Origin of the sequence: Aurantiacibacter rhizosphaerae (genome assembly GCF_009807005.1) — a bacterium.
Classification (GTDB): domain Bacteria; phylum Pseudomonadota; class Alphaproteobacteria; order Sphingomonadales; family Sphingomonadaceae; genus Alteraurantiacibacter; species Alteraurantiacibacter rhizosphaerae.
Map to the genome: position 1 here is coordinate 312916 of NZ_WUBR01000002.1, position 25929 is coordinate 338844.

The 25929-nt window shown below is 60.8% G+C and carries 24 protein-coding genes and 1 tRNA gene; 15 read left to right on the forward strand and 10 right to left on the reverse strand.

Translation table 11 applies throughout. The features are described from left to right. Nucleotides 1-41: 41 nt before the first annotated feature. The 5 genes from ntrX to dusB all read right to left on the reverse strand — a co-directional run bounded on the left by ntrX (nucleotide 42) and on the right by dusB (nucleotide 7260). Nucleotides 42-1433: a nitrogen assimilation response regulator NtrX gene (gene ntrX / locus GRF63_RS08970; protein ID WP_160485683.1), complete on the reverse strand. Its 1392-nt coding sequence runs from the start codon at nucleotides 1431-1433 to the stop codon at nucleotides 42-44. A gap of 20 nt (nucleotides 1434-1453) precedes the next feature. Continuing rightward, nucleotides 1454-3595: a sensor histidine kinase gene (locus tag GRF63_RS08975; protein WP_237392399.1), complete on the reverse strand. Its 2142-nt coding sequence runs from the start codon at nucleotides 3593-3595 to the stop codon at nucleotides 1454-1456. Between the two features lie 144 nt (nucleotides 3596-3739). Beyond that, on the reverse strand, nucleotides 3740-5149 hold the full coding sequence (locus GRF63_RS08980) for a sigma-54-dependent transcriptional regulator (RefSeq protein ID WP_160485684.1): 1410 nt from the start codon (nucleotides 5147-5149) through the stop codon (nucleotides 3740-3742). 27 nt (nucleotides 5150-5176) lie between these two features. Then, nucleotides 5177-6241, reverse strand: a complete 1065-nt coding sequence (locus GRF63_RS08985) for a two-component system sensor histidine kinase NtrB (protein ID WP_337189644.1) — start codon at nucleotides 6239-6241, stop codon at nucleotides 5177-5179. Then, nucleotides 6238-7260, reverse strand: a complete 1023-nt coding sequence (dusB, locus tag GRF63_RS08990; RefSeq protein WP_160485685.1) for a tRNA dihydrouridine synthase DusB — start codon at nucleotides 7258-7260, stop codon at nucleotides 6238-6240. The genes GRF63_RS08985 and dusB overlap by 4 nt, the downstream gene beginning before the upstream one ends. Before the next feature lie 95 nt (nucleotides 7261-7355). Between dusB and GRF63_RS08995 the strand changes: the two genes are divergently transcribed. Together GRF63_RS08995 and GRF63_RS09000 are read left to right on the forward strand one after the other, a co-directional pair. Further along, the gene (locus tag GRF63_RS08995; protein ID WP_160485686.1) at nucleotides 7356-8507 is read left to right on the forward strand and encodes a bifunctional 2-C-methyl-D-erythritol 4-phosphate cytidylyltransferase/2-C-methyl-D-erythritol 2,4-cyclodiphosphate synthase; all 1152 of its coding nucleotides are present in this window, start codon (nucleotides 7356-7358) and stop codon (nucleotides 8505-8507) included. Then, the gene (locus GRF63_RS09000) at nucleotides 8504-9001 is read left to right on the forward strand and encodes a CinA family protein (protein WP_160485687.1); all 498 of its coding nucleotides are present in this window, start codon (nucleotides 8504-8506) and stop codon (nucleotides 8999-9001) included. Before GRF63_RS08995 ends, GRF63_RS09000 begins: the two co-directional genes overlap by 4 nt. Here the strand turns inward: GRF63_RS09000 and GRF63_RS09005 are convergent. Both GRF63_RS09005 and lipA read right to left on the reverse strand, forming a co-directional pair. Then, nucleotides 8962-9423 (reverse strand): type II toxin-antitoxin system RatA family toxin, encoded by a 462-nt coding sequence (locus GRF63_RS09005; protein WP_160485688.1) that lies wholly within the window; start codon nucleotides 9421-9423, stop codon nucleotides 8962-8964. The genes GRF63_RS09000 and GRF63_RS09005 overlap by 40 nt on opposite strands. Beyond that, entirely contained in the window at nucleotides 9423-10394 is a 972-nt protein-coding gene (gene lipA / locus GRF63_RS09010; protein WP_160486298.1) for a lipoyl synthase, read from the reverse strand. The genes GRF63_RS09005 and lipA overlap by 1 nt, the downstream gene beginning before the upstream one ends. A gap of 106 nt (nucleotides 10395-10500) precedes the next feature. On the opposite strand from lipA, the gene GRF63_RS09015 reads away from it, so the two are divergent. From GRF63_RS09015 to GRF63_RS09030, 4 genes are all read left to right on the forward strand, one after another. Further along, nucleotides 10501-11136 (forward strand): carbonic anhydrase, encoded by a 636-nt coding sequence (locus GRF63_RS09015; RefSeq protein WP_160485689.1) that lies wholly within the window; start codon nucleotides 10501-10503, stop codon nucleotides 11134-11136. A gap of 324 nt (nucleotides 11137-11460) precedes the next feature. Further along, nucleotides 11461-12171 carry an NYN domain-containing protein gene (locus tag GRF63_RS09020; RefSeq protein ID WP_160485690.1) on the forward strand — a complete coding sequence of 237 codons (711 nt, stop codon included), beginning with the start codon at nucleotides 11461-11463 and terminating at the stop codon, nucleotides 12169-12171. A 252-nt stretch (nucleotides 12172-12423) separates the two neighbouring features. Continuing rightward, entirely contained in the window at nucleotides 12424-13242 is an 819-nt protein-coding gene (locus tag GRF63_RS09025) for a DUF1206 domain-containing protein (RefSeq protein ID WP_160485691.1), read from the forward strand. 80 nt (nucleotides 13243-13322) lie between these two features. Continuing rightward, the gene (locus tag GRF63_RS09030; protein ID WP_237392400.1) at nucleotides 13323-14033 is read left to right on the forward strand and encodes a glutaredoxin; all 711 of its coding nucleotides are present in this window, start codon (nucleotides 13323-13325) and stop codon (nucleotides 14031-14033) included. A 3-nt stretch (nucleotides 14034-14036) separates the two neighbouring features. On the opposite strand, the gene GRF63_RS09035 is transcribed toward GRF63_RS09030, so the two are convergent. Further along, a complete protein-coding gene (locus tag GRF63_RS09035) occupies nucleotides 14037-14546 on the reverse strand; it encodes a hypothetical protein (protein ID WP_160485693.1) in 510 nt (169 codons plus the stop codon). Further along, complete coding sequence (gene mutL / locus GRF63_RS09040) at nucleotides 14546-16360, reverse strand: DNA mismatch repair endonuclease MutL (protein WP_160485694.1); 1815 nt, start codon at nucleotides 16358-16360, stop codon at nucleotides 14546-14548. Before mutL ends, GRF63_RS09035 begins: the two co-directional genes overlap by 1 nt. 186 nt (nucleotides 16361-16546) lie before the next feature. Between mutL and GRF63_RS09045 the strand changes: the two genes are divergently transcribed. From GRF63_RS09045 to GRF63_RS09085, 9 genes are all read left to right on the forward strand, one after another. Next, the gene (locus tag GRF63_RS09045) at nucleotides 16547-17593 is read left to right on the forward strand and encodes a rod shape-determining protein (protein ID WP_160485695.1); all 1047 of its coding nucleotides are present in this window, start codon (nucleotides 16547-16549) and stop codon (nucleotides 17591-17593) included. Nucleotides 17594-17624: 31 nt separating this feature from the next. Next, entirely contained in the window at nucleotides 17625-18554 is a 930-nt protein-coding gene (locus GRF63_RS09050; RefSeq protein WP_160485696.1) for a rod shape-determining protein MreC, read from the forward strand. Then, nucleotides 18554-19108 carry a rod shape-determining protein MreD gene (gene mreD / locus GRF63_RS09055; protein ID WP_160485697.1) on the forward strand — a complete coding sequence of 185 codons (555 nt, stop codon included), beginning with the start codon at nucleotides 18554-18556 and terminating at the stop codon, nucleotides 19106-19108. Before GRF63_RS09050 ends, mreD begins: the two co-directional genes overlap by 1 nt. 2 nt (nucleotides 19109-19110) lie before the next feature. Then, nucleotides 19111-21132 carry a penicillin-binding protein 2 gene (gene mrdA, locus GRF63_RS09060; RefSeq protein ID WP_160485698.1) on the forward strand — a complete coding sequence of 674 codons (2022 nt, stop codon included), beginning with the start codon at nucleotides 19111-19113 and terminating at the stop codon, nucleotides 21130-21132. Continuing rightward, nucleotides 21129-22235: a rod shape-determining protein RodA gene (gene rodA, locus GRF63_RS09065; RefSeq protein WP_160485699.1), complete on the forward strand. Its 1107-nt coding sequence runs from the start codon at nucleotides 21129-21131 to the stop codon at nucleotides 22233-22235. Before mrdA ends, rodA begins: the two co-directional genes overlap by 4 nt. Nucleotides 22236-22355: 120 nt before the next feature. Next, nucleotides 22356-22431 (forward strand) — tRNA-Lys (locus GRF63_RS09070). Nucleotides 22432-22501: 70 nt separating this feature from the next. After that, nucleotides 22502-23230, forward strand: a complete 729-nt coding sequence (locus GRF63_RS09075; protein ID WP_160485700.1) for an SDR family oxidoreductase — start codon at nucleotides 22502-22504, stop codon at nucleotides 23228-23230. Further along, nucleotides 23230-24378 carry an alpha-hydroxy-acid oxidizing protein gene (locus GRF63_RS09080; RefSeq protein ID WP_160485701.1) on the forward strand — a complete coding sequence of 383 codons (1149 nt, stop codon included), beginning with the start codon at nucleotides 23230-23232 and terminating at the stop codon, nucleotides 24376-24378. The genes GRF63_RS09075 and GRF63_RS09080 overlap by 1 nt, the downstream gene beginning before the upstream one ends. A gap of 19 nt (nucleotides 24379-24397) precedes the next feature. Beyond that, the gene (locus GRF63_RS09085) at nucleotides 24398-25375 is read left to right on the forward strand and encodes a M48 family metalloprotease (RefSeq protein ID WP_160485702.1); all 978 of its coding nucleotides are present in this window, start codon (nucleotides 24398-24400) and stop codon (nucleotides 25373-25375) included. Here GRF63_RS09085 and GRF63_RS09090 read toward each other — a convergent pair. Beyond that, nucleotides 25363-25884 carry a flavin reductase family protein gene (locus tag GRF63_RS09090; RefSeq protein WP_160485703.1) on the reverse strand — a complete coding sequence of 174 codons (522 nt, stop codon included), beginning with the start codon at nucleotides 25882-25884 and terminating at the stop codon, nucleotides 25363-25365. The two genes, GRF63_RS09085 and GRF63_RS09090, sit on opposite strands and share 13 nt — an antisense overlap. Nucleotides 25885-25929 lie beyond the last annotated feature (45 nt).

A 25929-nucleotide genomic window follows, 5' to 3' on the forward strand; every position in this document is an offset into this window, starting at 1 on the left:
TAGCAAAAAGCCGTAGAACGCAAATTGTTCCTTAAAGAAGCTCAGTCCGCGTCGCCGTCTTCACCGCCGTTGCGATCGTTCATGCCCAGCAGTTTCAGCTTTCTGTGCAGGGCAGAACGTTCCATCCCGATAAAGCCTGCCGTCTTAGAGATATTTCCGGAGAAACGGCGGATCTGGATGCGCAGATACTCCCGCTCGAAACTCTCTCGCGCCTCTCGCAAAGGCACGCCCATCAGCGTGGACATGCCGCTGCCATCCGCGCCGGAGCCTCCGGTCAATTCAGAAGGCAGCATATCGGGCGAAATGGCTTTGAAGTTCTCTCGCGGCGCCAGGATCACCGTGCGCTCCACCACATTGCGCAACTGCCGCACATTGCCGGGCCAGTCATAGGCTTGCATCGCGGCGAGAGCTTCTGGCGCGATGCTGGGCGGCTCGACGCCCTGTTCACGCGCGTAGCGGGTGAAGAAATGGTCTGCCAGCGCAGGAATATCATCGCGGCGATCCGACAATGGCGGAATTTCTATCGGCACCACGTTGAGGCGATAGAACAGGTCTTCGCGGAACCGTTTTTCCTCGATTTCCACCAGCAGATCTTTCGCGGTGGACGATACCACGCGTACATCCACGCCAACTTGCCGATTGCCGCCAACGCGAACAAAGCTTTGATCGGTCAACACCCGCAGGATGCGCGCCTGCGTGCTTGCGGGCATATCCGCCACTTCATCCAGATACAGCGTACCGCCATCTGCCAGCTCCAGCAAACCGGCGCGAACCAGCTTTCCGTCCGCCTCTTCTCCGAACAGCTCATGCTCGAACCGCTCCGGCGTGATGCGCGCGGAATTGACGGTGACGAATGCCTTGTCGGCGCGCGGGCTCCATGCGTGCAGCAGGCGGGCCGCAACCTCCTTGCCCGCACCTGCAGGGCCGCTCACCAGAACGCGGCTGCCGGTGTTGGCGACCCGTTTCAGCGTGGCGCGGACGGTGTTGATGACGCTGGAATTGCCAGTAAACTCGTCGAATGACGCCATGCCTTCGCGAAGCCGCTCGTTCTCCCGGCGCAGACGCTCCGTCTCTGTCGCGCGGGCAACAAGGTGCAGCAGCTTTTCCGCCTCGAACGGCTTTTCGATGAAATCCATCGCGCCGCGGCTGACGGCGGATACGGCGGTGTCGACATTGCCGTGGCCGGAAAAGATAATGACGGGGAGGTTCGGCTCTCGCGCCTTGATCGCGTCCAGCACTTCCAGCCCGTCCATCGGACTGCCATGCAGCCATACATCCAGCAGCACCAGGCTGGGACGGCGTTCGTCGATCATGGCCAGCGCGCTGTCGCTGTCACCAGCGGTGCGGCAGTCATAACCCTCGTCACTCAGGACTCCGGCCACGAGATCGCGGATATCGCGTTCGTCATCGACCACTAGGATATCGAGTGCCATTCAGTGCTCTCCTGTCAAAATCATTCGGCCGCCTCGCTGTTTTCATCCAGATCGCCGGGGTGGATGGCAAAGCGCAATGTCGCGCGTGTGCCGCCTTCGGGTAGCGAGGCAAATTCCAGATCGCCGGCGTGCTCCTCGACGATCTTCTTCACAATCGCCAGGCCAAGACCGGTGCCCTTCTCTCGCGTGGTGACATAGGGCTCGATCACGTTTTCGCCACCCTTGGGCAAGCCAACGCCATTGTCGCTGACGGTAATCTCGATCTGGTCCTGATGTCGCGACATCGCCACGTCGATCCGCCCACGCCAATCAGCCGGAGCATCAGGGAGGCAGGCCTCCACGGCTTCCGCGGCGTTCTTCAGCACATTGGTCATCGCCTGGCCCACCTGATGGCGGTCACACTCTATCGGCGGGATGTCCCTTGCGGCGCTGAAGGCATAGGTGATCTGCGGATGCGCAACTTCCTGAAGGAACAGCGATTGGCGCACCAGATCGACTGCATCTTCCGTTCGAAACACGGGCTTTGGCAGACGGGCGAAGCTGGAGAATTCGTCCACCATCTTGCGCAGATCGCCCACCTGCCGGATGATAGTGCCGGTCAGTTCATCGAACAGTTCGCGATCCTGCAATATCTGCTTGGAATAGCGGCGCTGCAGCCGTTCTGTCGCCAGCTGGATCGGCGTGAGCGGGTTCTTGATTTCATGCGCGATGCGGCGTGCCACGTCAGACCATGCTGCCTGGCGTTGATCCAGCAACTGGCGGGTAATATCCTCGAACGTGATAACGTGCCCCTGCGTTGCCGGGGATAGCTGCACGGCCAGGGTCAGCAATTCTCCGCCCCGGCTGATCTGGATGATCTCGCTGCGCGCATCATCCTTTATCAGCTGCGCCAGCTGCGGCGCGACATCGTCCAGCGGTTGATCCACCGGCATAGGGCCATCGCTATCCAACAGCAATTGCTGGGCCGAATTGTTCATCAGCAGGATGCGGCCATCGGCATCCAGCGAGATGATCCCCGCGCGGATCGATTGCAAAACCGCCTCGATAAAGGCGCGGCGTTCCGCCAGCTGGTGATTTGCGCCCAGCAAGGCGTCGGTCTGGCGACCGATCTGTTCACTCATGCGGTTGAAGGCGCGGTTCAGCAGACCGATCTCATCCTGCCCGGTGCGCCCTGTTACGCGCATGGCGTAATTGCCCGCCCCGATCTCCTGCGCGGCCTCGGCCAGTTCGGCCAGCGGCTTTACCTGACGATCAGCAAAGCGCAGCGCGGCCCAGACCGCCAGCGCCACCAGCGCCAGCGAGACGCCAAACAAGGCGAAGTTGAACTGCAATTGCAATACGCGCGCCTGCTCTGTCAGCTCGGCATAGCTTTGCGCCACATTCTGCGCGCGGCGATATTGCGACAGCGCCCTCGCATCGGCACGGCGCGCGGCGTAAAGATAGATGCCCAGTTCCCGGTCCAGCGGAACCACGGCCTCCGTGCGCTCTTCGGTTACGCGCAGCACCACGGATTCGCCGCTGCGAAAACGCTCCAGCTCTTCCTGGCTGATGCGCTGGCGCTGGGTGTCCTCGTCCGGATCGACGATTGCGATCACGCGAAAACCGCCGTCCTGCGCCTCTTGCAGAATGGCGCTTTCACTCAGTTCGCGGTTGAGAACCTGGAGGGAATATTGCTGCTGGAAATCCAGGCTCGTCATGCTCATGATCGACAGGAAGAAGCGCAGATCGCTGGCCATGGCCTGCGTGTTATCGCCCACCGCGCGCTGGTTCTCATCATAGAAACCGCGCGCCAGTTCATTGGCATTATCCAGGATGCCGCGCGAATCGTCGCTGAACCAGAATTGCACGCCGGACTGGAACAGGATCGATGCAAACACGGCGACGAACAGCGTCGGGATTGCCGCCAGCAGGGAGAAGAAGAACACCAGGTTCACATGCAGGCGTCCGGTGGTGCCCCCTGCCCTACGCTTGGCAATGCGCCGCCCCCACAGGACGACGAGGCCAAGAGCCGGCAGCAAGGTGCCAACCAGCAGCGCAGCTGCCTGCCATGATGGCACGGGCTCCCCGAAATTGGGCCGACCGGACAAGGTTACCCACACCGTCGTCAGCATCACGACCAGCGCGGCGTAACAGGCGATTTCAAGCCAGAGGAACAGATTCAACCGGCGCGAGGCGACCGCTGCCCGGCGCAAGAAGCGCAAGCGTTTCGAGATCGCGGCATCCGGTTCGGGGTGTGGCTCTTGTGTCACGTTGCAGGCATACAACAACGCTGTTGCAGCTTTGCAAGTTAAAAGCGTCGTAACCCTCTATCCGCGCGAGAACTTGTCCAGTTCGATTTCCAGATCGGACAGACGCTTGCGCAAGGTGTTGCGATTGATACCAAGCATTTGCGCGGCCTTCAGCTGGTTTCCGCCGGTCTTGGCCAGGGCATGCCGGAACACGGGCCGTTCCAGTTCGGCAAGCGCTTCCTGATACAGCGTGCCGTCAGAAAAATCAGAACGCTCCAGCCATTCCCCGATTACCGCGCCGATATCGCGATTGCCGCCATCTGCGATATCGCGCGGTGAATCGTCCAGGATGGCCCTGATCGTCTCTGCATCGATGACGTCCTTGCGGGCCAGCAGGACGGCGCGATACACCAGGTTCTGCAACTCGCGAACATTGCCGCGCCATGGCTGCTGCGACAGCAGATGCGCGGCCTCGTCACTCAGCGATTTCTGCGGCAGCCCCTCATTCGCCGCGCGGGTGAGGAAATGCATCGCCAGCGGCGCCACGTCATCCGCCCGGTCACGCAGGGGCGGCAGCTTTATCGGCACCACATTGAGGCGATAATACAGGTCCTCGCGGAAGCTGCCGTTCTCGATCAGCGGCAGCAGGTCGCGATTGGTGGCGGCAACGATGCGCACGTCCACGGCGATTTCCTCGCTGCCGCCCACGCGGCGAATGCGGCCCGATTGCAGCGCGCGCAGCAGGCGGGTCTGCGCTTCGGCAGGCATGTCGCCAATTTCATCCAGGAACAGCGTGCCGCCATGCGCCTGTTCAAACTTGCCGATATTGCGGGCAATTGCACCTGTGAAAGCGCCTTTCTCATGCCCGAACAGCTCGCTTTCGATAAGTTCGCGCGGGATCGCGGCGGTGTTGACCGGTACGAACGGCCCGGCCTTGCGCTCACCAAGGTTGTGAATAGCCTCCGCCACCAGTTCCTTGCCCGTGCCGCTTTCGCCCAGAATAAGCACGGTGAGATCGTTCTTCAGCACGCGGGTAATCAGGCGATAGACATCCTGCATCGCCTGGCTGCGACCGATCAGGGGCAAGCCGTCACCGGGGGCATCCACATTCGCCACAGAGGACTTGCGGCTTTCCACTGCCTGCCGCGTGGCGCGCACCAGCTCGTCCAGATCGAAGGGCTTGGGAAAATATTCAAACGCGCCGCGATCCGTGGCGCGCACCGCCGTATCCAGCGTGTTCTGGGCGGAAAGGATGATCACCGGCATATCCGGATAGGTTTCGCGCACTGCGCCAAGCGTTTCTATCCCGTCACCGTCCAGCAGCATCACGTCCGTCAGCATGACGCCATACTGGTTGCGCGAAAGCGCGGCATCGCGGCCCGCCACGGTGTCGGAGGTATCGACGATAAATCCCTCGTCCTCCAGCGCGGTGCGGATTACCATCGCGATGGCGTTATCGTCTTCTACCAGCAAGGCGCGGTGTGCCATGCATGTTCCCCCTAAAATTTGCCCGTCTCAGCGGGCCATCGGCAGGTGGATGCGGAAATGCGTCCACCCTCCGCTCTCATCGCGTTCATGGCTGACGCGTCCGTCCATGTCGCGCACCAGTTTCTGCACCAATGCGAGGCCCAGGCCCTGCCCATTGGTCTTGCTGGTGACGAATGGTTCGAAAATATCATCCCTGATGGCAGGATCGATGCCCGGCCCGTTGTCACTTATCTGAATTTCGATGGGCAATTTCACCGGCCGCCCCAGCCGTATTACGTTCATTACGATCCCGCTGACGAAGCGCGTTCGCACGATCAGTTGCGGCGCAACCACAGTGCTGCAGGCATCGCGGGCATTCACCATCAGGTTCACCAGCACTTGCACCAGCGCCCCCTCATTGGCGAGGACGGGCGGCAGCGAAGGATCGAATTCCTCGCGCCAAGCGACGCTGGGGTCGCTGGAAATGCGCACCGTTTCAAAAGCGCGGTGAATGGCTGAATGCAGGTTGGTCGGGCCAACCGGCTCTGCCCGTTCACGGCCCAGCCGCTGCATCCGGTCTATCAGTTGGGCAATCCGATCCACCTCGTCAGCGATCAGTCCGGTAAGGGCCTTCTCCCCCTCCCCCACCTTGCGCGCCAGCAATTGCGCCGCGCCGCGAATGGCGGCCAGCGGGTTCTTTATTTCATGCGACAGCACTGCCGGTCCGCGCAGCTGTCCGCGTCGTTCGTGATCCTCAAACCGTTCGCCCTGGCTGGCATCCGACAGCGTGGCCATGCGCCAGCCGGGATGGTTCGCCAGCGTGGAAAGCGTGATGTTGACGCGTAGGTCTCGGTTCCCAACACGCACATCTACGCCGCGCGCAATCAGCTGAGTCTCTGTATCGGCAAGGCGATCCGTCAGGTCCGGCCGGGCAAAATTGACGATATCCAGAAAGGATTTGCCGGAAAGCCTGCTGCTGCTTCTGCCAAGCAGGCTTTCCGCCGCCGGATTGGCCTGCATGATGATATGATCGGGTGATAGCAACAGCATGCCAAAGCTCAGGCCGTTGATCTGTTCACGCGCGGCGGGCGGCGCGGGATCGCTCTCGCTCACGCGGCGCGGCGCCGCAGGAACGGCTCGTAAAAACGCTCCAGCTCACCCAGCACCTGCGCGCTGTCGTCGATGAAGTTCACCTTGTTGCGGAAATCGGCGCTGCCATGCATCCCCTTGGTATACCAGCCAAGATGCTTGCGCGCGATTTTCACACCCACGTCATCGCCGTAATGCGCCAGCATGGCGTTGTAATGTTCGGTGACGTTTTCGTACTGTTCGTCAAACGATGGCGTTTCCAGCAGTTCGCCGGTCTGCCACCAGTGCATCACCTGGCCCAGCAGCCACGGCCTGCCATAGGCGCCGCGCCCAATCATCAGCCCGTCCGCGCCCGATTGTTCCAGCGCGGTGGCAGCATCGTGGACGGAGCATATATCGCCGTTCACGATCACCGGGATGGACACCGCATCCTTCACCGTGCGGATGAAGGACCAGTCCGCGCTGCCCTTGTACATCTGGTTGCGCGTGCGGCCGTGGACGGTGATCATCTTCACGCCCAGGTCTTCTGCAATGCGGCTGAGTTCCGGCGCGTTCAGGCTGGCATGATCCCAGCCCATGCGCATCTTCACGGTCACCGGAACGGACACGGCCTTCACCGTGGCTTCCATCAGTTTCGTCGCCAGGCCCACTTCGCGCATCAGCGCGCTGCCGGCTAGCTGGCCCACCACCTTGCGAACGGGGCAACCGAAATTGATATCGATCACCGCCGCGCCGTTATCTTCCTGCATCCTGGCAGCCTCGGCCATGGAAGCAGGATCGCAGCCGACAAGCTGCATGGACACAGGATCCTCGATCGGGGCCCATGCTGCCTTCTGGATCGACTGGCGCGATTCGCGGATGGCGGCCTCGCTCGCGATCATTTCCGTTACGTTGAGGCCGGAGCCATAGCGGCGCACCAGCGTGCGGAACGGCAGGTCTGTCACCCCCGTCATCGGAGCGAGCACCACGGGGCATTCGATCCGCACAGGGCCGATATCAATGGGCGTAACCGCCGGGGGGGAAGGTAGCTGTGTCTTGGTCATCGTGGCAGTTGCCTAAAATATAGGCAGTCGCATAGTGGATTGCGACCCAAGCCTCAAGCGGCTAGCGCGCCGCTGTGAATATGAGCGCTGCCTCTATGTCCTACCCAGCCCGGCTGGCTGCCATCATCGTGGCCGCTGGCAAGGGGCTGCGCGCTGGTCAGCCGGTGCCAAAGCAGTTTGCGCCCTATCGCGGCTCCAGCGTGCTGCGCCACGCGGCGATGGCTTTGATCGAGGGCGGCATTGCGCAATTGGCGGTGGTCATTCCGGAGGGCGCGGACGAGGTTGCGCGCGATTGCCTTGCCGGATTGGAAGGCGTGACCCTCGTAACGGGCGGACAAACGCGGCAGGAAAGCGTGGCGCGCGGATTGGAAGCGCTGACGGCAGAAGCACCGGACATCGTGCTGATCCACGATGCAGCCCGGCCCGATTGCCCGCCGCACGTCATCGCCAGCCTGTGCGATGCGCTGCAACATCATCCCGGTGCGATCCCGGTTCTGCCCGTCGTCGATTCCATGGTGGTGGCGGCCGATGGCCTGATGGCAGCGGATGCGAAAAGGGAAAGCCTGCGCCGCGTGCAAACGCCGCAGGCCTTTCGCTTTGACGCGATCCTTGCAGCCCATCACGAATGGGCAGGCGCGCGCAATGCAGGTGACGATGCGCAGGTTCTGCGCGCCGCCGGCGGCGATATTGCGCTGGTGGCGGGGGACGAGCGGCTCAAAAAACTCACCTTTTCGGAGGATTTCATGAACGACACTGCAACCGCGCTGCCCATCAGGGTAGGCTCCGGCTACGATGTTCACCGCCTAGTTGCGGGAGAGGAATTGTGGCTGTGCGGCATCAAGGTGGATCACGAGAAGGGCCTGTCCGGACATTCCGATGCCGATGTGGGCCTGCATGCCGTGGTGGATGCGATTCTGGGCGCAGTGGCGCAGGGCGATATCGGCCAGCACTTCCCGCCCAGCGATCCGCAATGGAAGGGCGCAACATCATCGCGGTTCGTGGAACACGCCGTAAAGCTGGCAGCGGCGGAGGGATACGGCGTGGGCAACATCGATCTCACCCTGATATGCGAGGCACCCAAAATCGGCCCCCACCGCGATGCGATGCGGGCGCGGCTGGCGGAACTTCTGGGAGTGACGGAAGGTTGTGTGAGTGTGAAGGCAACAACGACAGAAAAGCTCGGCTTTACCGGGCGCGGTGAAGGCATTGCCGCGCAGGCCATCGCAACGATGGTGGCGCGCGCATGACGGATTCGCTGCTCCCCAAGGAAATCGTCGATCTCGCCCGCCGGGTGGTGGAAGAGAACGCAGCGGCCGGACGCACGGTGGTGCTGGCAGAGAGCTGCACGGGCGGTCTTGTTGCCGCAGCCCTCACCGAAATTGCCGGCAGCTCTGCCGTGCTTGATCGCAGCTTCGTCACCTATTCCAACGCCGCGAAGCAGAGCGAACTGGGCGTTGCCAGCGACATTATAGAGGCGTTTGGCGCGGTGTCCGTCGCCTGCGTCTATGCGATGGCGCGTGGCGCACTGGATCGAAGCGATGCGGATATCGCCGTCGCCGTCAGCGGGATCGCCGGGCCGGGCGGTGGAACCGATGGTAAGCCGGTGGGAACCGTGGTGTTCGCACGGCTTGAAAAAGGGCAGGAGCAGCCCGAAGCGGAAGAGCGATTTTTCGAGGACACCGGACGATCCGGCGTGCGCTCTCAGGCTACGCTTTGTGCGCTGGAATTGCTGCTACCGTAAAGCTCTGCCGCGCGCGCTTCGAACGCGGTCACCATCTTGCGAAAGGCGCGGTCGATATACTGGCCTGCCAGGGTTTCGAACATGATGTTCTTGAAACTGAAATCCACGGCGAAGTCGATCTCGCAGCAGTTCTCTCCGCAGTTGCGGAACGTCCAGTTGTTATCCAGATCGCGCAACGGCCCGTCGACATAATGCACGTTGATGGTGTGCGGGCGATCCTTCACCACTTTGGAGGTGAACTTTTCGCGCAAGGCCTTGAAGCCCACCAGCATATCGGCGGTCATCTCGGTATCGCTATCCTGTCGCACGCGGGTGGCCACCACCCAGGGCAGGAACTCCGGGTATTTGTCGACATCGGCGACAAGGTCGAACATCTGCTCTGCCGTGTAGGGCAGGCGGTGCGTCTCACGTATCGAAGGCATCAGGCTTTACGCCCTTCTTTCGCCGCCTGCCTTCTCGCATTCTGGGCCAGCTTAGCCTCGCGCGCGGCGCGCATCTGGGCGAAATCGTCGCCCGCGTGATAGCTGGACCGTGTCAGCGGCGTTGCGGCCACCTGCAGGAAGCCCTTGGCCCGCGCGATGGAGCCGAAGGCGTCGAACGTCTTGGGCGGCACGAAATCCTCAACCTTGGCATGCTTTGGCGTGGGCTGAAGATACTGGCCTATAGTGATGAAATCGACGTCCGCACTGCGCATGTCGTCCATCACCTGGTGCACTTCCAGCCGCTGCTCTCCCAGGCCCAGCATGATACCGGACTTGGTGAAAATCATCGGATCGTGGCTCTTCACCTCTTCCAGCAATCTGAGCGAGGCATAATAGCGCGCGCCCGGGCGGATGGTGGGGTAAAGACGCGGCACGGTTTCCAGATTATGGTTATACACATCCGGCCCGGCCTCGCAGATCGCCTCCACCGCCGCGCGCATCTTGCCGCGGAAATCGGGCGTCAGAATTTCAATCGTCGTATTCGGCGTCTCGCGGCGCAGCGCCTTGATCACCTTAACGAACTGCCCTGCCCCGCCATCGGGCAGATCATCACGGTCCACGCTGGTGATTACGATATGCTCCAGCCCCATCTTGGCAGCTGCAATCGCCGTGTTGTCCGGCTCCATCGGATCAACCATGCGCGGCATGCCCGTCTTCACATTGCAGAAGGCGCAGGCGCGTGTGCACACATCGCCAAGGATCATCACCGTGGCGTGCTTTTTCTCCCAGCATTCCCCGATGTTGGGGCACGCCGCTTCCTCACACACCGTGTTAAGGTTGAGGTCGCGCATCAGCTTGCGAGTTTCGTGAAAGCCCTTGCTGGTGGGTGCCTTTACGCGAATCCAGTCTGGCTTGCGCTGGCGGGCCGGGCGTTCACCTTCCGGCTCTGGTGCGGTGGAGAGATCGTTCATATCGATGCTCACTTAGGTGACAGCCCCCCTTGGGGCAACCCGGCATTGCGCCCTTCTCGATGCAGCCCTCTTGCCTAAACTGAAAAATCGCGGCAGCGGTGACGGCATGAAAAGCTTTGACGAACTGCTCGACGGCTACAGCCGCTTCCGTGACGGCGATTGGCAAGTGCAACATGATCGCTGGGAACAGCTGAAAGTGGGCCAGGCGCCCAAGGTCATGGTGATCGCATGTTCGGACAGCCGCGTTGACCCCGCACAAATTTTCGACGTGTCACCCGGAGAGATCTTCGTCGTGCGCAACGTCGCGGCGCTGGTGCCACCTTTCGAGACCACGCCCGGCCAGCACGGTGTATCCGCCGCGCTGGAATTTGCGGTGCAGTTCCTGAAAATCAGTTCCGTCGTGGTGATGGGCCACGGCATGTGCGGGGGGTGCCAGGCGGCGCTGACGCAGGATTTGCATGGCAACCAGCTTGGCGAAGGGGGGTTTGTCGCCAACTGGATCAATATGCTGGACGATGTGCGCGAACCCATTGCCGCCGATCTTGGCACCACCGGCCGCGATGCCGAACGCGCGATGGAACTGGCGGCTGTGAAGGTGAGCATCAACAACCTGCGCACATTCCCATGCGTGAAGGAAAAGGAAGCCTCAGGCGAACTGACCGTGCGCGGCGCCTATTTCGCGATTTCGGACGGCATCCTGCATCTGCTGGACGAGGAAAGCGGAGAGTTCCGCGCGGCCTGACGCCCGGCGGGAATTGGGTCGGCAAAGTCGCTTATCGAAGAGAAGCGCGCCGCAGCACTGTAATTGCCAAGAAAGCGATTGGCATGGCGCCAATTGCGGCCAATTTTACTGTTGGCTTGGAGGAAAGAAAACCGCTGCGCGTCTCGCACGCATACCAGTCTTCCAGATCATCGGGTTGTCCGTATGTCATGCAACACTGGTAGCGCTGACAGATTGCCATTTTATTGCAGAAATCAGGTTAATTTTCGACCTTTGTACATCTGTTACACCAGCAGATATCGCCCGCTCTTGCCTTCCACCGCCCTCCCCTTCATGTAGCGCGCCATGCCAGAAGCCGAACTCAAGAATATCGCCCTGCTTATCGATGCCGATAATGCCAGCCATCACGGTATCGATCCGGTCCTCACCGTTCTGGCGGAGCTGGGGCAGGTCAACATTCGCCGCGCCTATGGCAATTGGGCCAAGCCCGCGCTTTCCAACTGGAACAAGATTTCGCACCGCTTCGGCCTGCAGCCGGTGCAGCAATTTGACCTCACCAAGGGCAAAAACGCCACCGATATCGCCATGACGATCGACGCCATCGATCTCCTGAACGCAGGTAAGGTGGATGGTTTTGGCATCATGAGCAGCGACAGCGATTTTACGCCGCTCGTCACCCGGCTGCGGCAGGATGGGCTGGTGGTCTATGGCTTCGGCAGCGAGAAGGCGCCGCAGGCATTCCGCACGGCCTGCACCCGATACATCGATATCGATCAGTTGATCCGCACGAACTCCGCCGATGACAAGAACGGCTCTGCCACAGTGCTGGACAAGGATCTGGTGGACCTGCTGGGCGATGCGTGGAAAGCGGCCAGCCGCGATGATGAAGGATATGCACGCCTTCAGGAAGTGGGTCAGATTGCCGGCAACCGTTCCAGCTTCGATGTGCGCAACCACGGCTTCAAGCGCCTGTCGGACCTGATGCGGGCAGCCAGCGACAACTTCAAGATGGAACGCCGCGACGACAAGCAGCTGTATGTAAAGCGCCTGCGCTAAACCTGCGCCTGCACTTTCCTACGCTGCCGGGCGGGTTGCATCGCGCGGCCCATGCTTATTACCTGCGCCATATCGCTGAACCGGCGGAAAACGGGGATCGCCACCCCTTTTGCAAGGCACGCCTGTCCCGGTAGCTTTTCTCGCTCAGGACCGTGTTCCATGCGTTCCACATTAACCCACGATTACCCATCTTGGCACGATTTCACGCTTCGTCCGTTGCTGGGGAAACATTATAATGGAGACACGAGGGAAATGGTCGACAAATCCGAGAAGTTCAATTGGCTGGTGCGCGTTGGCTATTTCAGCCGCGCGATCCTCTATTCGGTGCTGGGCCTGATCGCCCTCACCAGCGCGCAACAGATTGCACAGGGCACGAATGGCATTTTTCGCGCGATCGAGAACTATCCGGCAGGGACTCTCATCCTGTGGATCATGGTGATCGGCCTCACGGCTTACGCTCTCTTCCGTTTCTGCTCGCTGCTGTTCGATATTGAGAACAACGGGTCAGACAAGAAGGGTTGGGCCAAGCGGATCGGCCACGCCGGTAGCGGCATCGGTCACCTTGCCCTCGCCTATTCTGCGTATAAATTCGCCAGCAATGACGGTTCCGGCTCCTCCTCCGGCGGAGGTTCCGGCGGCGGCGCGCAGGAAGCGGCCTCGGGTCTCCTTTCCATGGAATTCGGCGGCGGCGTGATCGGCATTCTTGGCCTGATCTTCTTCATCGTTGCCATTTTCCAGGCGAAAAAGGGCATCACGGGTGAGTTCATGCATCGCATCAGCGGACAGGCACCGTCAGCCACGCGCTGGCTGGGCGGCGCTGGCTTCCTGGCACGCGGCGTGGTTTATGCAGTGATCGGCTGGTCGCTGTTCAAGGCTGGCTTCATGTCGGCTGGTGCGGAGCAGATCAAGACGCTGGGCGATGCAGTTGCCAGCCTTGCTGGTGAAGGATTCATCTTCACGCTCACCGCAATCGGTCTTCTTCTCTTCGGCCTGTTCAGCCTTATCCTTGCCCGCTACCGGATCATTCCGGAACTGGACAAGAGCGCCGGAGTACCCAGCTTCCGGGCATGATTTCAGGCATGAATTCCGAACACTCTTTCAGAGATACGAAGGCGCGCGGGTCCAAACTCGCGCGCCTTCATCGCATGGTGATGGACAAACACGTTTGCCCCTATGGCCTGAAAGCGAAATGGCTGTTGAAGCGCAATGGTTACGAGGTTGAAGATCACCACCTGACAACGCGCGAGGAAACCGACGCGTTCAAGGCGAAATATGACGTCAAGACGACGCCGCAGGTCTTCATCGGTGAAGAGCGTATCGGCGGCTATGACGCTCTGCGCGCTCATTTCGGGAATGCTCCACGCGACAAGAGTGAGACGAGTTACACACCCGTTCTGGCGGTGTTCGCCGTGGGCCTTGGCCTCGCGCTATCATTGAGCTGGTGGAGCTTTGGAACGCCGCTCACCATCCGCGCAGGTGAGTGGTTCGTCGCGTTCTCAATGGCTATGCTGGCCATGCTGAAATTGCAGGATGTGGAGCAGTTCTCCACCATGTTCCTCGGCTATGATCTGCTGGCAAAGCGCTGGCTGCCCTATGCCTATCTCTATCCGTTCCTGGAAGCGGGCACGGCCATTCTGATGGCAGGCAGATTGCTGCCGTGGCTATCCATACCGATCGCCCTGATCATCGGAACAATCGGCGCCGCAAGCGTGATTTATGCGGTCTATATCCAGAAGCGGGACATCAAATGCGCGTGCGTCGGCGGCAGTGCCAATGTTCCGCTGGGCTTTGTCTCGCTGACGGAAAACCTTGCGATGGTCGGCATGGGTATTTGGATGCTGTTGCGTCCTGCTGTGATGTGAAGGTCAGGCCCCGCAGCTGACGGGGCCGGTGCCCTGATAGATCACCCGGTCCCAGCGATCGCGCAGCCATACCGTGCCTTCGTACATGACGGTTCCACCATCGCCGACCTGTTCGCCCGCTTTCTGATCATCGATCTCCAGCCGCATGGAATATTTGCGCCCGTTATAGAAGGACCGCGTATTGGCCGGTAGCTCCCGCGAACCGGGGTCTGCCGCAAAGCGCAGCAGGTCACCATCGACCTTCATATAGGCATCCACCTCCCGCGCGATCACCCGCGCACCCATGCTGGTTCCCGGAGCATAGGAGCAGGAGAGGCCATAGAGATCATTCGCCTCTATATCGGGATAGAGGATCGGTTCGGGCACGACCTCGATCACCGGCGGCGGAGTGTCGTTTGCACTGCGCACGCTCTCCACCACCGCGCGATCTTTCTCCTCCCGCTCGGCATCGCTAATTTCTTCTCCGCAGGATGCTATCGCAAATCCCGCCAGGATGACGACCATCAGCCTCATCAATGCCTCCCGAACAATTTCTCTACGTCCTCCATGGACAGTTTAATCCAGGTTGGACGGCCATGATTGCACTGCCCTGAACGCGGAGTTGCCTCCATCTCGCGCAGCAAGGCATTCATCTCTGCCACGTTCAACGTGCGCCCAGCGCGAACGGACCCGTGACAGGCCATTGTGGCAAGTACATGTTCAATTTTTTCGCCCAGCAACAATGATGCGCCGTGCTTGGCCAGATCATCGGCCAGATCAACCAGAAGTTTCGCAGGATCGGCGCGCTTCAGCGTGCCCGGCAGGGCGCGTACCAGCATTGCGCCCGGGCCGAACCGTTCAATCACCAGGCCAAGAGTGGCGAAATGATCGATCTGTTCTTCCAGCCTGTCGCAGGCAGGTTCGTCCATTTCCACCACTTCCGGCATCAACAGGGCCTGGCTGGCGGCGACCTTGTCCCCTGCCCCCGCCGCGCGCAGGCGTTCGAGCACGATCCGCTCATGCGCGGCATGCTGGTCCACCAGCACCAGCCCATCGGCTGATTCGGCAACGATATAGGTGTTGGCCACTTGTCCGCGCGCGATGCCAAGCGGGTACTGCTCGGCATTTTCCGGCAGGGCCTCTGCCGCCTCTGCCCGCCCGTACGGCGCTGCCATCGTGTCAGCATCGTGGCCCCATGGCGCGCGCGGCTCTGCCACATGCGATGCGGAAGGCGCAGTCCAGTCGCGCCCTGCGAATATGGAACGCAGCGCCGGGGCCGCTTCCTCTTGCATGGGCTCTGCCTGCCAGCGCCCCATGGCGCCTGTATCCGGTGCCTGCGCACTCCGCCTGTCGCCCGTGGAAAGCGCCTGGCGCAGGCCGGACACGATGAAACCGCGCACCGCTGCTGCATCGCGAAAGCGCACTTCGGTCTTCGCCGGGTGGACGTTCACGTCGACTTCGCCAAAGGGAATGTCGAGGAACAGGGCCAGCACGGCATGGCGATCGCGCGCCAGCATATCCGCATAGGCCCCGCGCACCGCCCCTGTCAGCAGGCGATCCTTCACGGGCCGCCCGTTGACGAACAGATATTGATGATCGGCAATCCCGCGATTGTAGGTTGGCAGGCCGGCCACCCCGGTAAGGCGCATGATGCCTTCACCTGCCGGCCGTTCCAGCTCGATGGAAACCCCGTTATCGGCCAGTTCCCGCGCAACGATCTGCGCCACGCGCGATTCGGTGCTTTCGCCGGCCTGCACAGCGAAAATACGCCGTCCGCCGTGTTCAAACGTGAAGCCGATATCGGGCCGCGCCATGGCGAGGCGTTTCACCACGTCCTGACACGCGGCATATTCACTGCGCGGTGTGCGCAGAAACTTGCGGCGTGCAGGGATCTTCGCGAAAAGGTTTTCCACCCGAACGCGGGTGCCGGGTGGCAAGGCCGCTGGCCCTTCCTCCACTATCACGCCGTGATCAACCACGCGGCGCCATCCCTGCTCTGCATCTTTCGGGCGGCTTTCCACGGTCAGGCGCGATACGCTGCCGATGGATGGCAGCGCCTCCCCCCTGAAACCCAGCGTGCTGACCTGCTCAATCGCTTCGTCCGGCAATTTCGATGTTGCGTGCCGTTCAAGCGCCAGCGTCATTTCATCCGGCGTCATCCCGCAACCATCATCGGTGATCTGGACCGATTCGAGGCCGCCTTCGACAATCGAAACCAGAATCCGTGATGCGCCGGAATCTATGGCGTTCTCCAGCAATTCCTTGAGTGCGGACGCCGGACGTTCTACAACTTCACCAGCAGCGATGCGGTTTACGAGCGTTTCAGGAAGTCGGCGAATTTTAGGCATTTGGGCACCTTATCGGCCACTCGCCGCATTTTCGAGGCGAACCGCTACAAAACTGTGGCTTTGTCGACAAAATTTTTGGCCTTTGTGGTTACAAGGCGCTAAAGACGCGCCTCATTTTCGAACACCAGATTGCCGACGTGCGGAATCCCTCCGTGACGAAGCTCACCTAAAAATACGGATTTCTCGATGAGTTCATTCTTTTCCAATCTCTTCAAGTTCGGCTCTCAGAACATGGCCATCGATCTGGGCACGGCCAATACGCTGGTCTACGTGCAGGATCGCGGCATCGTGCTGAACGAACCGTCCGTCGTCGCCATCGAGACGCTGAATGGCGTCAAGCGCGTGAAGGCGGTTGGCGAAGATGCGAAGATGATGATGGGCAAGACGCCGGACAGCATCGAGGCCATTCGCCCGCTGCGCGACGGTGTGATCGCCGACATCGAGATTGCGGAAGAGATGATCAAGCACTTTATCCGTAAGGTGCACAACAAGCGCACCCTGCTGCGCTATCCCGAAATCGTGATCTGCGTGCCGTCAGGATCCACATCGGTTGAACGCCGCGCCATTCGCGATGCCGCCAGCAATGCCGGCGCATCGGAAGTCTTCCTGATCCTTGAACCGATGGCTGCTGCAATCGGCGCCGATATGCCGGTGACTGAGCCTGTCGGCTCCATGGTCGTCGACATCGGCGGCGGCACCACAGAGGTCGCCGTGCTCTCCTTGCGCGGGCTGGCCTACACCACATCGGTGCGCACCGGCGGTGACAAGATGGACGAGGCGATCGTGTCCTACGTGCGTCGCCATCACAACCTGCTGATCGGTGATGCCACGGCAGAGCGTATCAAGAAGGATTACGGCATTGCCACCGTTCCCGAGGATGGCGTTGGCGAAAGCATCATCATCAAGGGCCGCGATCTTGTGAACGGCGTGCCCAAGGAAATCACCATCAACCAGGCGCATATCGCAGAAGCTTTGTCCGAGCCTATCGGTGCGATCGTTGAGGGTGTTCGCATCGCGCTTGAAAACACCGCGCCTGAACTGGCTGCCGACATCGTTGACCAGGGTATCGTGCTGACCGGCGGCGGCGCCCTGATTCGCGGCCTTGACGATCACATCAAGGAAGAAACCGGCCTGCCCGTCAGCATTGCCGAAGATCCGCTCACCTGCGTGGCCGTGGGTACGGGCAAGGCCATGGAAGACCCGATTTATCGCGGCGTCTTGATGACCGCTTGATCGGTAACGAATTCGGGAGGTAACGGCGGTTATGGCGCCGCCATCGGCAAACAGATCGGGTTCTAACAAGAGAGCGCAGCTAGGGCTGTTCGCTGGCTATCTGGCTGCGGGCCTTGGCATGGCGCTGGGCATCCTGCTGCTGGCTATATCCCTTTGGCGGCCAGAGACGTTCAACGGCCTTCGTTCTATGGCCAGCGACGCTGCTGCACCTGTTGGTGAAGTGGGTGCCGCAGGCCGCGTGGGATCGCGCAATTTCTTCGAAGCTATCGCCGGATATTACGACGCTGGCAGCAAGAATGCGGAGCTGGAAGAAGAGATCAAGATCGCCCGCGTAAAACTGGCTGAGGCTCGCGCCCTCGCCCAGGAAAACGAGCGCCTGAAAGCTGTGCTCTCTCTTTCGGATGGCGATGTGTCGCCGATCACCACGGCCAGGTTGATCGGTTCGACGTCCACCAGCACGCGGCGCTTTGCCTATCTGTCGGCAGGCCGCCGGGAAGGTGTCGAACCCGGCATGCCGGTCACCTCGCCGCTCGGCCTTGTCGGCCGTGTGCTGGAAGCAGGTGCCAACACTTCACGCGTCCTTCTGCTCACAGATACGGACAGCGTCGTTCCCGTGCGCCGCGCCACCGATAACACGGTTGCGTTTGCAGAGGGGCGCGCGGACGGTTCGCTGCGCATCCGCCTGATCAACCTGGGCATCAACCCTCTGAAAGTTGGCGACATATTCGTCACGTCCGGCGCGGGCGGCATGTTCCATCCGGGTACGGCAGTCGCCATGGTCAGTGAAATCACCGATGACGGAGCGATCGGGCAATTGCTCAGCAATCCGGCTGCCACCGATGTCGTGATCGTGAAGCCGGTGTGGCAGGGCGAACTGATCGATACGATGGGAGACCCCCTCGCCAATGATTCCGAAGGCGCGCCCGAACCTGAGGCCGAGCCGGATCAAGCTGAAGAATAATGGAAAGGCTGGCACCCAGCGCACGGCGTGATGCCTATGGCAGCAAGATCAACCGGGCGCATTCCCCGGTGCTGGCCTATGGCGTGCCGTGGGTCACCACGATGCTTGGCTCGCTCACGCCAATGCTGCCGATTATCGCGCCAGCGCCGATCCTTCCGCCCCTCGGCTATCTGATGCTGCTGGCCTGGCGCCTGGCACGGCCCGGCGTCCTGCCGATGTGGGCCGGTTTCCCTCTCGGCCTGTTCAATGATCTGTATTCCGGCCAACCCATCGGCAGCAGTATCTTACTGTTTTCACTCACGATGATCGCGCTGGAACTGATTGAGCTACGCTTCCCATGGCGCAGTTTCTGGCAGGACTGGCTGATCGCGGCGCTGTTTATTCCGCTCTACCTGATGGGTAGCGCGTTGTTTTCAGGGGCGGAAATCAGTCTGGACCGCTTGCCGCTTCTGATCCCGCAGATCTTGCTTTCCGTCATCGCGTTTCCAATTATAGCAAAGATGATCTCCTTGCTCGACAATTTGCGACTGACGCGCGTTAGGCGGATACGCTGAGTATGGACCGCAAGCTCACCTCCAATTCGCTGAAGGAAACGTTCGACCGGCGCAGCTTTGTCGTCGGATCGGTACAGGGCGGGATCGGCCTGCTGCTGGCCGCGCGCATGGGCTATATCGCCGTGGCCGAGAACGAGAAGTACGAGATGGAGGCGGAGAGTAACCGCGTCAATCTCAGCCTGATCCCGCCACGCCGCGGGTGGATCCTTGATCGCAACGGCTCCCCCCTCGCCTCCAACCGCGCGGATTTTCGCGTCGACATCATACCCGAACGCCTGGAAGACCGCGATTTTACGGTAAATGTCCTTGGCGACCTCCTCGAATTTACCGAGGCGGAAAAGGCTGACCTTCACGACAGGCTGGAGGAATCCGCAGGATTTGCAGCGGTGCCCGTGGCCAATGGCCTGGATTTCGAGAAATTCGCCGCGATCAGCGTGCGCATCCCGGAATTGCCCGGCGTCATTCCGCAGCGCGGTTTCTCTCGCTTCTATCCCACCGGGGCCTCCGTCGGCCACCTGATCGGCTACGTCGGCTCCCCCAGCCGCGAGGAATATGAGGAGGAGCCACAGCCGCTGCTGCTTACCCCCGGTTTCAAGCTCGGCAAAGACGGCATCGAAAAGCAGTTCGAGCAACGGCTGAGAGGTGAGCCGGGTGCTCGGCGCGTGGAGGTTACCGCATCGGGCCGGATCGTGCGCGATCTGGAAACACGTGATGACGTTCAGGGTGATGCTGTGCAGCTCACCATCGATGGCCCCTTGCAGGATTACGCCGCGCGTCGGATTGGCCTGGAATCCGGTTCCGTCGTGGTGATGGATTGCCAAAGCGGCGATCTTTTGTGCATGGCATCCATGCCCAGCTTCGATCCTAACAGCTTCTCCGACGGTATTGGCCGGGTGGAATTCGGCATGTTGCAGGAGAACGATCGTGTTCCCTTGCGCAACAAGACGCTGAAAGGCCTTTATCCGCCCGGTTCCACCATCAAACCCATGCATTCCATGGCCTTCATGCATGAAGGCGTCTCGCCTGATGAGGCGATCATCTGCGGTGGCGGACGGCGCATCGGCAACAGGTTCTTCAACTGCTGGAGCAACCATGGCCGCGTGGACATGGCAAAGGCCATCTATCAAAGCTGCGACAGCTATTTCTATCACTTCGCCCAGCAGGTGGGTTTCGACAAGGTGGCCGATTACGCCCGCCAATTCGGGCTTGGGCAGCAGTTCGATCTTCCGGTCGCCAGCCAGTTCTACGGCACCGTCCCCGATCCTGCGTGGAAGCTGGAGAAATATGGCCAGGAGTGGCAGCCATATGACACGGTGAACGCCTCGATCGGGCAGGGCTATTATCTCGCCAGCCCGCTACAGCTGGCGGTAATGTCCGCCCGCATCGCCACTGGCCAGAAAATCACGCCCTCGCTTGCCAAGCTGGACAAGCGCGCACCGTTTCAATCCCTCGACTTCAAGCCTGACGAGATTGCCTACATCCGCCAGGCGATGAGCGATGTGGTCAACGGCCCCGGCACCGCCGGTCGTGCGCGTTTGCCTATCGAAAACGTGCTGATGGCGGGCAAGACGGGAACTGCGCAGGTCGTCAGCCTCAGCGTGTCGAACGGCAAGACCGGTCCTTGGAAATATCGCGACCACGGCCTGTTCGTGTTCTTCGCTCCCTTTGACAATCCACGCTACGCAGGTGCTGTGGTGATCGAGCATGGCGGCGGCTCCGGCGCGGCATATCCGGTGGCGCGCGATGTGATGACCTTCCTGCTGGACCCGCAGACTGCTCTCGATTCCCTGCACAAGCTGGAGGAACAGTGGGGCGGCACGGCGCAGCAGCGTCTTGATGCGCAATACAAAAGCTATGCAACGGCAGCCGGGGTGAACCTTCCGCCCGCGCCGCCGCCCATGAAGCTTGCGGAACAGGTGGATGCCGAAGCGCGCGCCGCCTATTCTGCGCCGGAAGTTGCGGATGACCGGGTGTTCTCCCCCCGCGACGAAGCTAATCCGAGAGCCGATGAGACCAGCACATGAGGGGTGAGATCACCCTTCCCGCCCCTATTGCGGAATTTCCCTGGCGCGTCGTCATTCCCCTTACGCTGCTCGTCGCCTTTGGAGCTGCGGTGCTGCACTCTGCTGCAGGCGGATCGATGGAACCCTATGCCGGTTCGCACCTCATCCGCTTCGGGGTCTTCCTGGTGGTGGCGCTGGTGATGTCCTATTTCCCGGAGGACTGGACGAAGCTTGTGGCGATACCGGCCTATGCGGTCACGCTGCTGCTTCTTGTTGCCGTGGAAACCGTCGGCCAGCTTGGCGGTGGTAGCCAGCGGTGGCTGGAACTTGGCTTTATGCGGCTGCAGCCCTCAGAAATCATGAAGCCGGGCATCGTCCTGATTATTGCTGCGTTTTATTCCACGCTACCTGTGGGCATGATTGGCAGTTGGCGCGCACTGCTGGTTCCCCTCGGCCTGATCCTGCTGCCCGTGGGGCTTGTGCTGCTGCAACCCGATCTTGGCACTTCGCTGGCAATTGCATTTGGCGGCATTGTGGTGATGTTCCTGGCGGCAATCCCGCAGAAATGGTTTATCGGCGGCGGTATTGCCGGCATTATTGCCGCTCCGATCGCCTATTTCTTCGGGCTTCAGCCCTATCAGCAGCAACGGGTGCTGACCTTCCTTGATCCGGCCAGCGATCCGCAGGGCAGCGGCTATCATATCATCCAGTCCAAGATCGCCATCGGTTCCGGCGGACTTTCCGGCAAGGGATTCGGCGATGGTTCGCAAAGCCAGCTCGATTATCTGCCTGAACCGCATACAGACTTCGTTTTCGCTACCATGGCTGAGGAATGGGGCCTGATCGGCGGATTGTTCGTGCTGCTGGTCTTCGGCATCGTGCTGCGCTGGGGCCTGCTTGTCGCGCGCGAGGCGCAAACGCGCTTTGCTCGGTTGCTGGCAGGAGGCATGACCGCCACGATATTCTTCTATGTCGCGGTCAATCTGATGATGGTGATGGGCCTCGCGCCAGTGGTGGGTATTCCCCTGCCATTCATGAGCCACGGCGGGTCTTCGATGATGACCAACATGATCTGCGTTGGCGCGCTGATGATGGTGGAACGGTGGAACCGCCGCACGTCCTGACGAATAAGTTTAGGCGATTGTGACGCAGCCCCTTTTCACAGCTGAAACAACCGCTATATGAGCGCCTCCCAGCGATTCGCAGATGCGAATCAAAGGGCGCCAGCGACACATCGCCGGTATGGACGCATAGCTCAGTTGGTAGAGCAGCTGACTCTTAATCAGCGGGTCCTAGGTTCGAGCCCTAGTGCGTCCACCATCCTCCTTCATTTGTTGACTTCGCCCTCATTCATTCGGCAACAGTCGATTGAAATGGGAGAGAAACGACTATGAGCATTTTGCAGGGCCGCGTCGCGGTGGTTACGGGCGCGAGTTCGGGAATTGGCGAAGCTTGCGCCATAGAATTCGTGAACAAGGGCGCGAAGGTTGTGCTGGCCGCCCGGCGGCAGGAGCGGCTGGACACGCTGGTCAAGAAAATCGAGGGCATGGGCGGCGAAGCGATGGCTGTCGTCACCGATGTGACTGACGAGGCCGATATCGAGAATTTGATGGCCAGCGGGGCAGAGCAATTCGGCTCTATCGACGTGCTGATCAACAATGCCGGGATTGCCGAAAACACGCCTGTCGCCGAAACTTCCCTGGAACATTGGCACAAGGTCATCGACACCAACCTGACCAGCGCATTCCTGTGCGCAAAGCACGCCTGGCCGCACTTCATGAACGGTGGGCACGGGAGGATCGTGAACATCGGATCTATCTCCGCCAAGGTGCCGCGCAGCGAGTGTCCAAGCTACACCGCCAGCAAGTTTGGCCTTCAGGGGCTGACCCATGCGCTGGCCGTGGACGGGCGCGATCACAACATCGCGGTTTCGATCTTCCATCCGGGCATCGTCGCCACCGAAATCATGCCCGGATCGGTGAAACTGCCCGACAATTTCGCCGCGTCCCCCGAAGAGATAGCTGAAGTGATCGTGCACATGTGCGACATGCCCGATTACCTGAATTTCTACGAGGCGCTGGTTGTGCAGAACAAACTCCCGTTTCTTGGTCGCGGATAGTGACCGACACTTTGAATTGCTGGAATATTGCCGACCTAGCTGGACAGGCGCGGGCACGCCTGCCGCGCGGGGTGTGGGAATATCTGGAACGCGGCGTGGAAGATGAAACGGGCATGTCGCGCAATCGGCAGGCTTTTGATCGGATAGCGTTCCGTCCACGCGTGCTGCGCAATGTCGATAAGATCGACCTCAGCACCACGATCCTGGGAAAGCCAAGCGCCCTGCCCTTCGCGATCGGCCCCACCGGCGCGGCAGGCATGATGTGGTATCGCGGTGACCTGGCCCTGGCGAACGCCGCCACCAAGGCTGGCATTCCCTTCTCCATCTCCAGCGCCAGCACGCTGAATGTGGAGGAGTTTGCCGAGATCGACGGGCGGAGGTGGTTCCAGCTTTACATGTGGCAGGACCGCGAACTGTCTTACAACGTGGTGCGCAGCGCCCATGCCACGGGGTGCGATACACTGCTGGTTACGCTGGATCTGCCCGTGCCGCCAAATCGCGAGTATCTGCAACGCAACGGCTTTGGAATGCCGTTTCAGCTCAACCGGCACAACATCCCCGATATCCTCTCCCACCCGCGCTGGCTGACCGGCGTTATCGGGCGATATCTTCTGGACGGCGGCCTGCCCCAGCAGGCTAACCTGCCGAAAGGCCTTAAAAGCTCCATCGTTCGCGGATCGAAGCCGGGCGCGATTTTCAAGCAAAGCGATCTGGATTGGGACGGCGTGAAGAAGCTGCGCGACATCTGGCCCGGCAATTTCGTTCTCAAGGGCGTGCTGCACCCGGACGATGCGCGCTTGGCGATGGAGATGGGGGCCGATGGCGTAATTGTGTCCAACCACGGCGCACGCTCTCTCGATCACTCCATCGCCGCGATTGACGCCCTGCCCGATATCGTGGCCGCCGTGGGTGGCCGGATGTCGGTATTGCTGGACAGCGGCATCAGGCGCGGCAGTGATATCGTAAAGGCGCTGGCCCTGGGCGCGGATGGTACACTGATTGGCCGGGCCACGCTTTATGGCCTGTCCGCTGCGGGAGAACGAGGCGTGGCGCGCGCGATCGAGCTGCTGCAGAATGAGGTTTCAACCACCATGGCCATGCTGGGGCTGTCCTCGATTGACGAGATCGATGGCAGTGCGCTTGCCTGAAATCTGCTAACGCCCAACCATGCGTAAGCTGATCGCCCTTCTCTGCGCCATGATGTGGCTGGCGCTGGCAACGGGCGCCCAAGCGCAGAATGCTGATCTTGCTGCACAAGATTTGCGCCTAGCGCGCATTGCCGATGCGATGTTGGTCTCGAATGTAAAACTCTGCCGGGAAACGATGCCTGTAACCGGCATGATACTGCACAGCGCGGATCAATACGGCAATGCAGCGCCGTCCCTGTTCCGCAACGGCTCGCTGGCGATTGCAGCCGTGGTGCCCGGCTCCACGGCGGAACGAGCCGGGCTGAAAAGTGGAGACGGTATCGCCGCCGTCAACGGCGTGTCAGTCAACAGCATGGTGCCAACGGGCAAGGATCATCTGCGAGAGGTCGCCTTCTTCCAGCTTGCGGGCTTAGCGCCGGAGGCTTCTGTCGAACTCACGATATTGCGCGATGGAGAGACGCGCTCGGTGGGGTTCGATGCTCCGCAGGGTTGTCAGTCTTTGGTCGAGGTTTTGCCATCGGGCGATTTCAGTGCGCGATCAAACGGGCGCGTGATCCAGGTGCAATATGATTTCCTTCTCAGCCTTTCAGACGATCAGCTTGCCGTGATCCTTGCCCATGAACTGTCACACAGCGTGTTGGAGCACCGCCGCCGCAAGGTGGAGGCGGGCATCGATAATGCCAGCATCATGCGCCACCTTGGCCGCAACCAGCAGGTGAACCGCCAGGCCGAGATCGAGGCGGACAGGCTTTCCGTGCACATCCTTGCCAATGCCGGATATGACGCGGCGATTGCCCCGGCCTTCTGGCGATCCGAGCAAGGACTGGTTGCCGGCGGCGGAGCCATTCCCAGCTTCATCTATCCCACGCAATCTGCACGGGCCGCGATGATCGAACAGGAAATCGCCCGCTATCTGCCCCTCGGCCACGGGCCCAGCTGGCCGGGGCATCTGCTGCGCTTGAGAGACGCGAGCTTTGCTGGCGATCAGGCCTTCTGACCGGACCGCCGCGATGCCTCGCTGATGTCGATGTAATTGCGATCGAAATAGGTCAGCGGGGTAGCATCCTGACGATGCTTGGCTGCCAGCAATTCACCGATAAAGATCGTGTGCGTGCCAAATTCATGACGGTGGACCGTGCGGCAAACAAGGCTGGATTGCGCTGTGCTCAGAATTGGCGTGCCCTCCACTTCCAGCCAGTCCCCCACGGCAAAACGATCCGCATCGGGCCGCATGAAATGATTCGCAACATCCCGATTGCCAAGGCCGAGGATATTCACGCAAAACCTCTCCGCCCGTTCCAGCGGATCATGCAGAGATGCCGTGCGATTGACGCACACCAGCAGGGATGGTGGCTCAAAACTCAGCGAACTCACGGCCGTTGCGAGGATGCCGTAACGCTGGCCATTGTCTATCGTGGTGACGGCGTAAACTGTCGCGGCCACGTGACGCATTGAATCGCGGAAAGCTTCAACCAGCGCTTCGTGGCTCTGTCCTACATCGCTCATTTATGCTCCTTGCGATTTCGCTGGTCGCGGCGCAAGTGCGAATAT

Coding starts and splice junctions, on each gene's coding strand:
- GRF63_RS09025 (WP_160485691.1), top strand. CDS start 12,424: ATGGTCGACAAATCCGAGAAGTTCAATTGGCTGGTGCGCGTTGGCTAT.
- GRF63_RS09085 (WP_160485702.1), top strand. CDS start 24,398: ATGCGTAAGCTGATCGCCCTTCTCTGCGCCATGATGTGGCTGGCGCTG.
- mreD (WP_160485697.1), top strand. CDS start 18,554: ATGGAAAGGCTGGCACCCAGCGCACGGCGTGATGCCTATGGCAGCAAG.
- GRF63_RS09045 (WP_160485695.1), top strand. CDS start 16,547: ATGAGTTCATTCTTTTCCAATCTCTTCAAGTTCGGCTCTCAGAACATG.
- ntrX (WP_160485683.1), bottom strand. CDS start 1,433: ATGGCACTCGATATCCTAGTGGTCGATGACGAACGCGATATCCGCGAT.
- GRF63_RS09000 (WP_160485687.1), top strand. CDS start 8,504: ATGACGGATTCGCTGCTCCCCAAGGAAATCGTCGATCTCGCCCGCCGG.
- GRF63_RS08995 (WP_160485686.1), top strand. CDS start 7,356: ATGTCCTACCCAGCCCGGCTGGCTGCCATCATCGTGGCCGCTGGCAAG.
- mutL (WP_160485694.1), bottom strand. CDS start 16,360: ATGCCTAAAATTCGCCGACTTCCTGAAACGCTCGTAAACCGCATCGCT.
- GRF63_RS09050 (WP_160485696.1), top strand. CDS start 17,625: ATGGCGCCGCCATCGGCAAACAGATCGGGTTCTAACAAGAGAGCGCAG.
- GRF63_RS09015 (WP_160485689.1), top strand. CDS start 10,501: ATGAAAAGCTTTGACGAACTGCTCGACGGCTACAGCCGCTTCCGTGAC.
- mrdA (WP_160485698.1), top strand. CDS start 19,111: ATGGACCGCAAGCTCACCTCCAATTCGCTGAAGGAAACGTTCGACCGG.
- GRF63_RS09075 (WP_160485700.1), top strand. CDS start 22,502: ATGAGCATTTTGCAGGGCCGCGTCGCGGTGGTTACGGGCGCGAGTTCG.
- GRF63_RS09005 (WP_160485688.1), bottom strand. CDS start 9,423: ATGCCTTCGATACGTGAGACGCACCGCCTGCCCTACACGGCAGAGCAG.
- GRF63_RS09030 (WP_237392400.1), top strand. CDS start 13,323: ATGGACAAACACGTTTGCCCCTATGGCCTGAAAGCGAAATGGCTGTTG.
- lipA (WP_160486298.1), bottom strand. CDS start 10,394: ATGAACGATCTCTCCACCGCACCAGAGCCGGAAGGTGAACGCCCGGCC.
- GRF63_RS09090 (WP_160485703.1), bottom strand. CDS start 25,884: ATGAGCGATGTAGGACAGAGCCACGAAGCGCTGGTTGAAGCTTTCCGC.
- GRF63_RS09035 (WP_160485693.1), bottom strand. CDS start 14,546: ATGAGGCTGATGGTCGTCATCCTGGCGGGATTTGCGATAGCATCCTGC.
- GRF63_RS09020 (WP_160485690.1), top strand. CDS start 11,461: ATGCCAGAAGCCGAACTCAAGAATATCGCCCTGCTTATCGATGCCGAT.
- GRF63_RS08980 (WP_160485684.1), bottom strand. CDS start 5,149: ATGGCACACCGCGCCTTGCTGGTAGAAGACGATAACGCCATCGCGATG.
- rodA (WP_160485699.1), top strand. CDS start 21,129: ATGAGGGGTGAGATCACCCTTCCCGCCCCTATTGCGGAATTTCCCTGG.
- dusB (WP_160485685.1), bottom strand. CDS start 7,260: ATGACCAAGACACAGCTACCTTCCCCCCCGGCGGTTACGCCCATTGAT.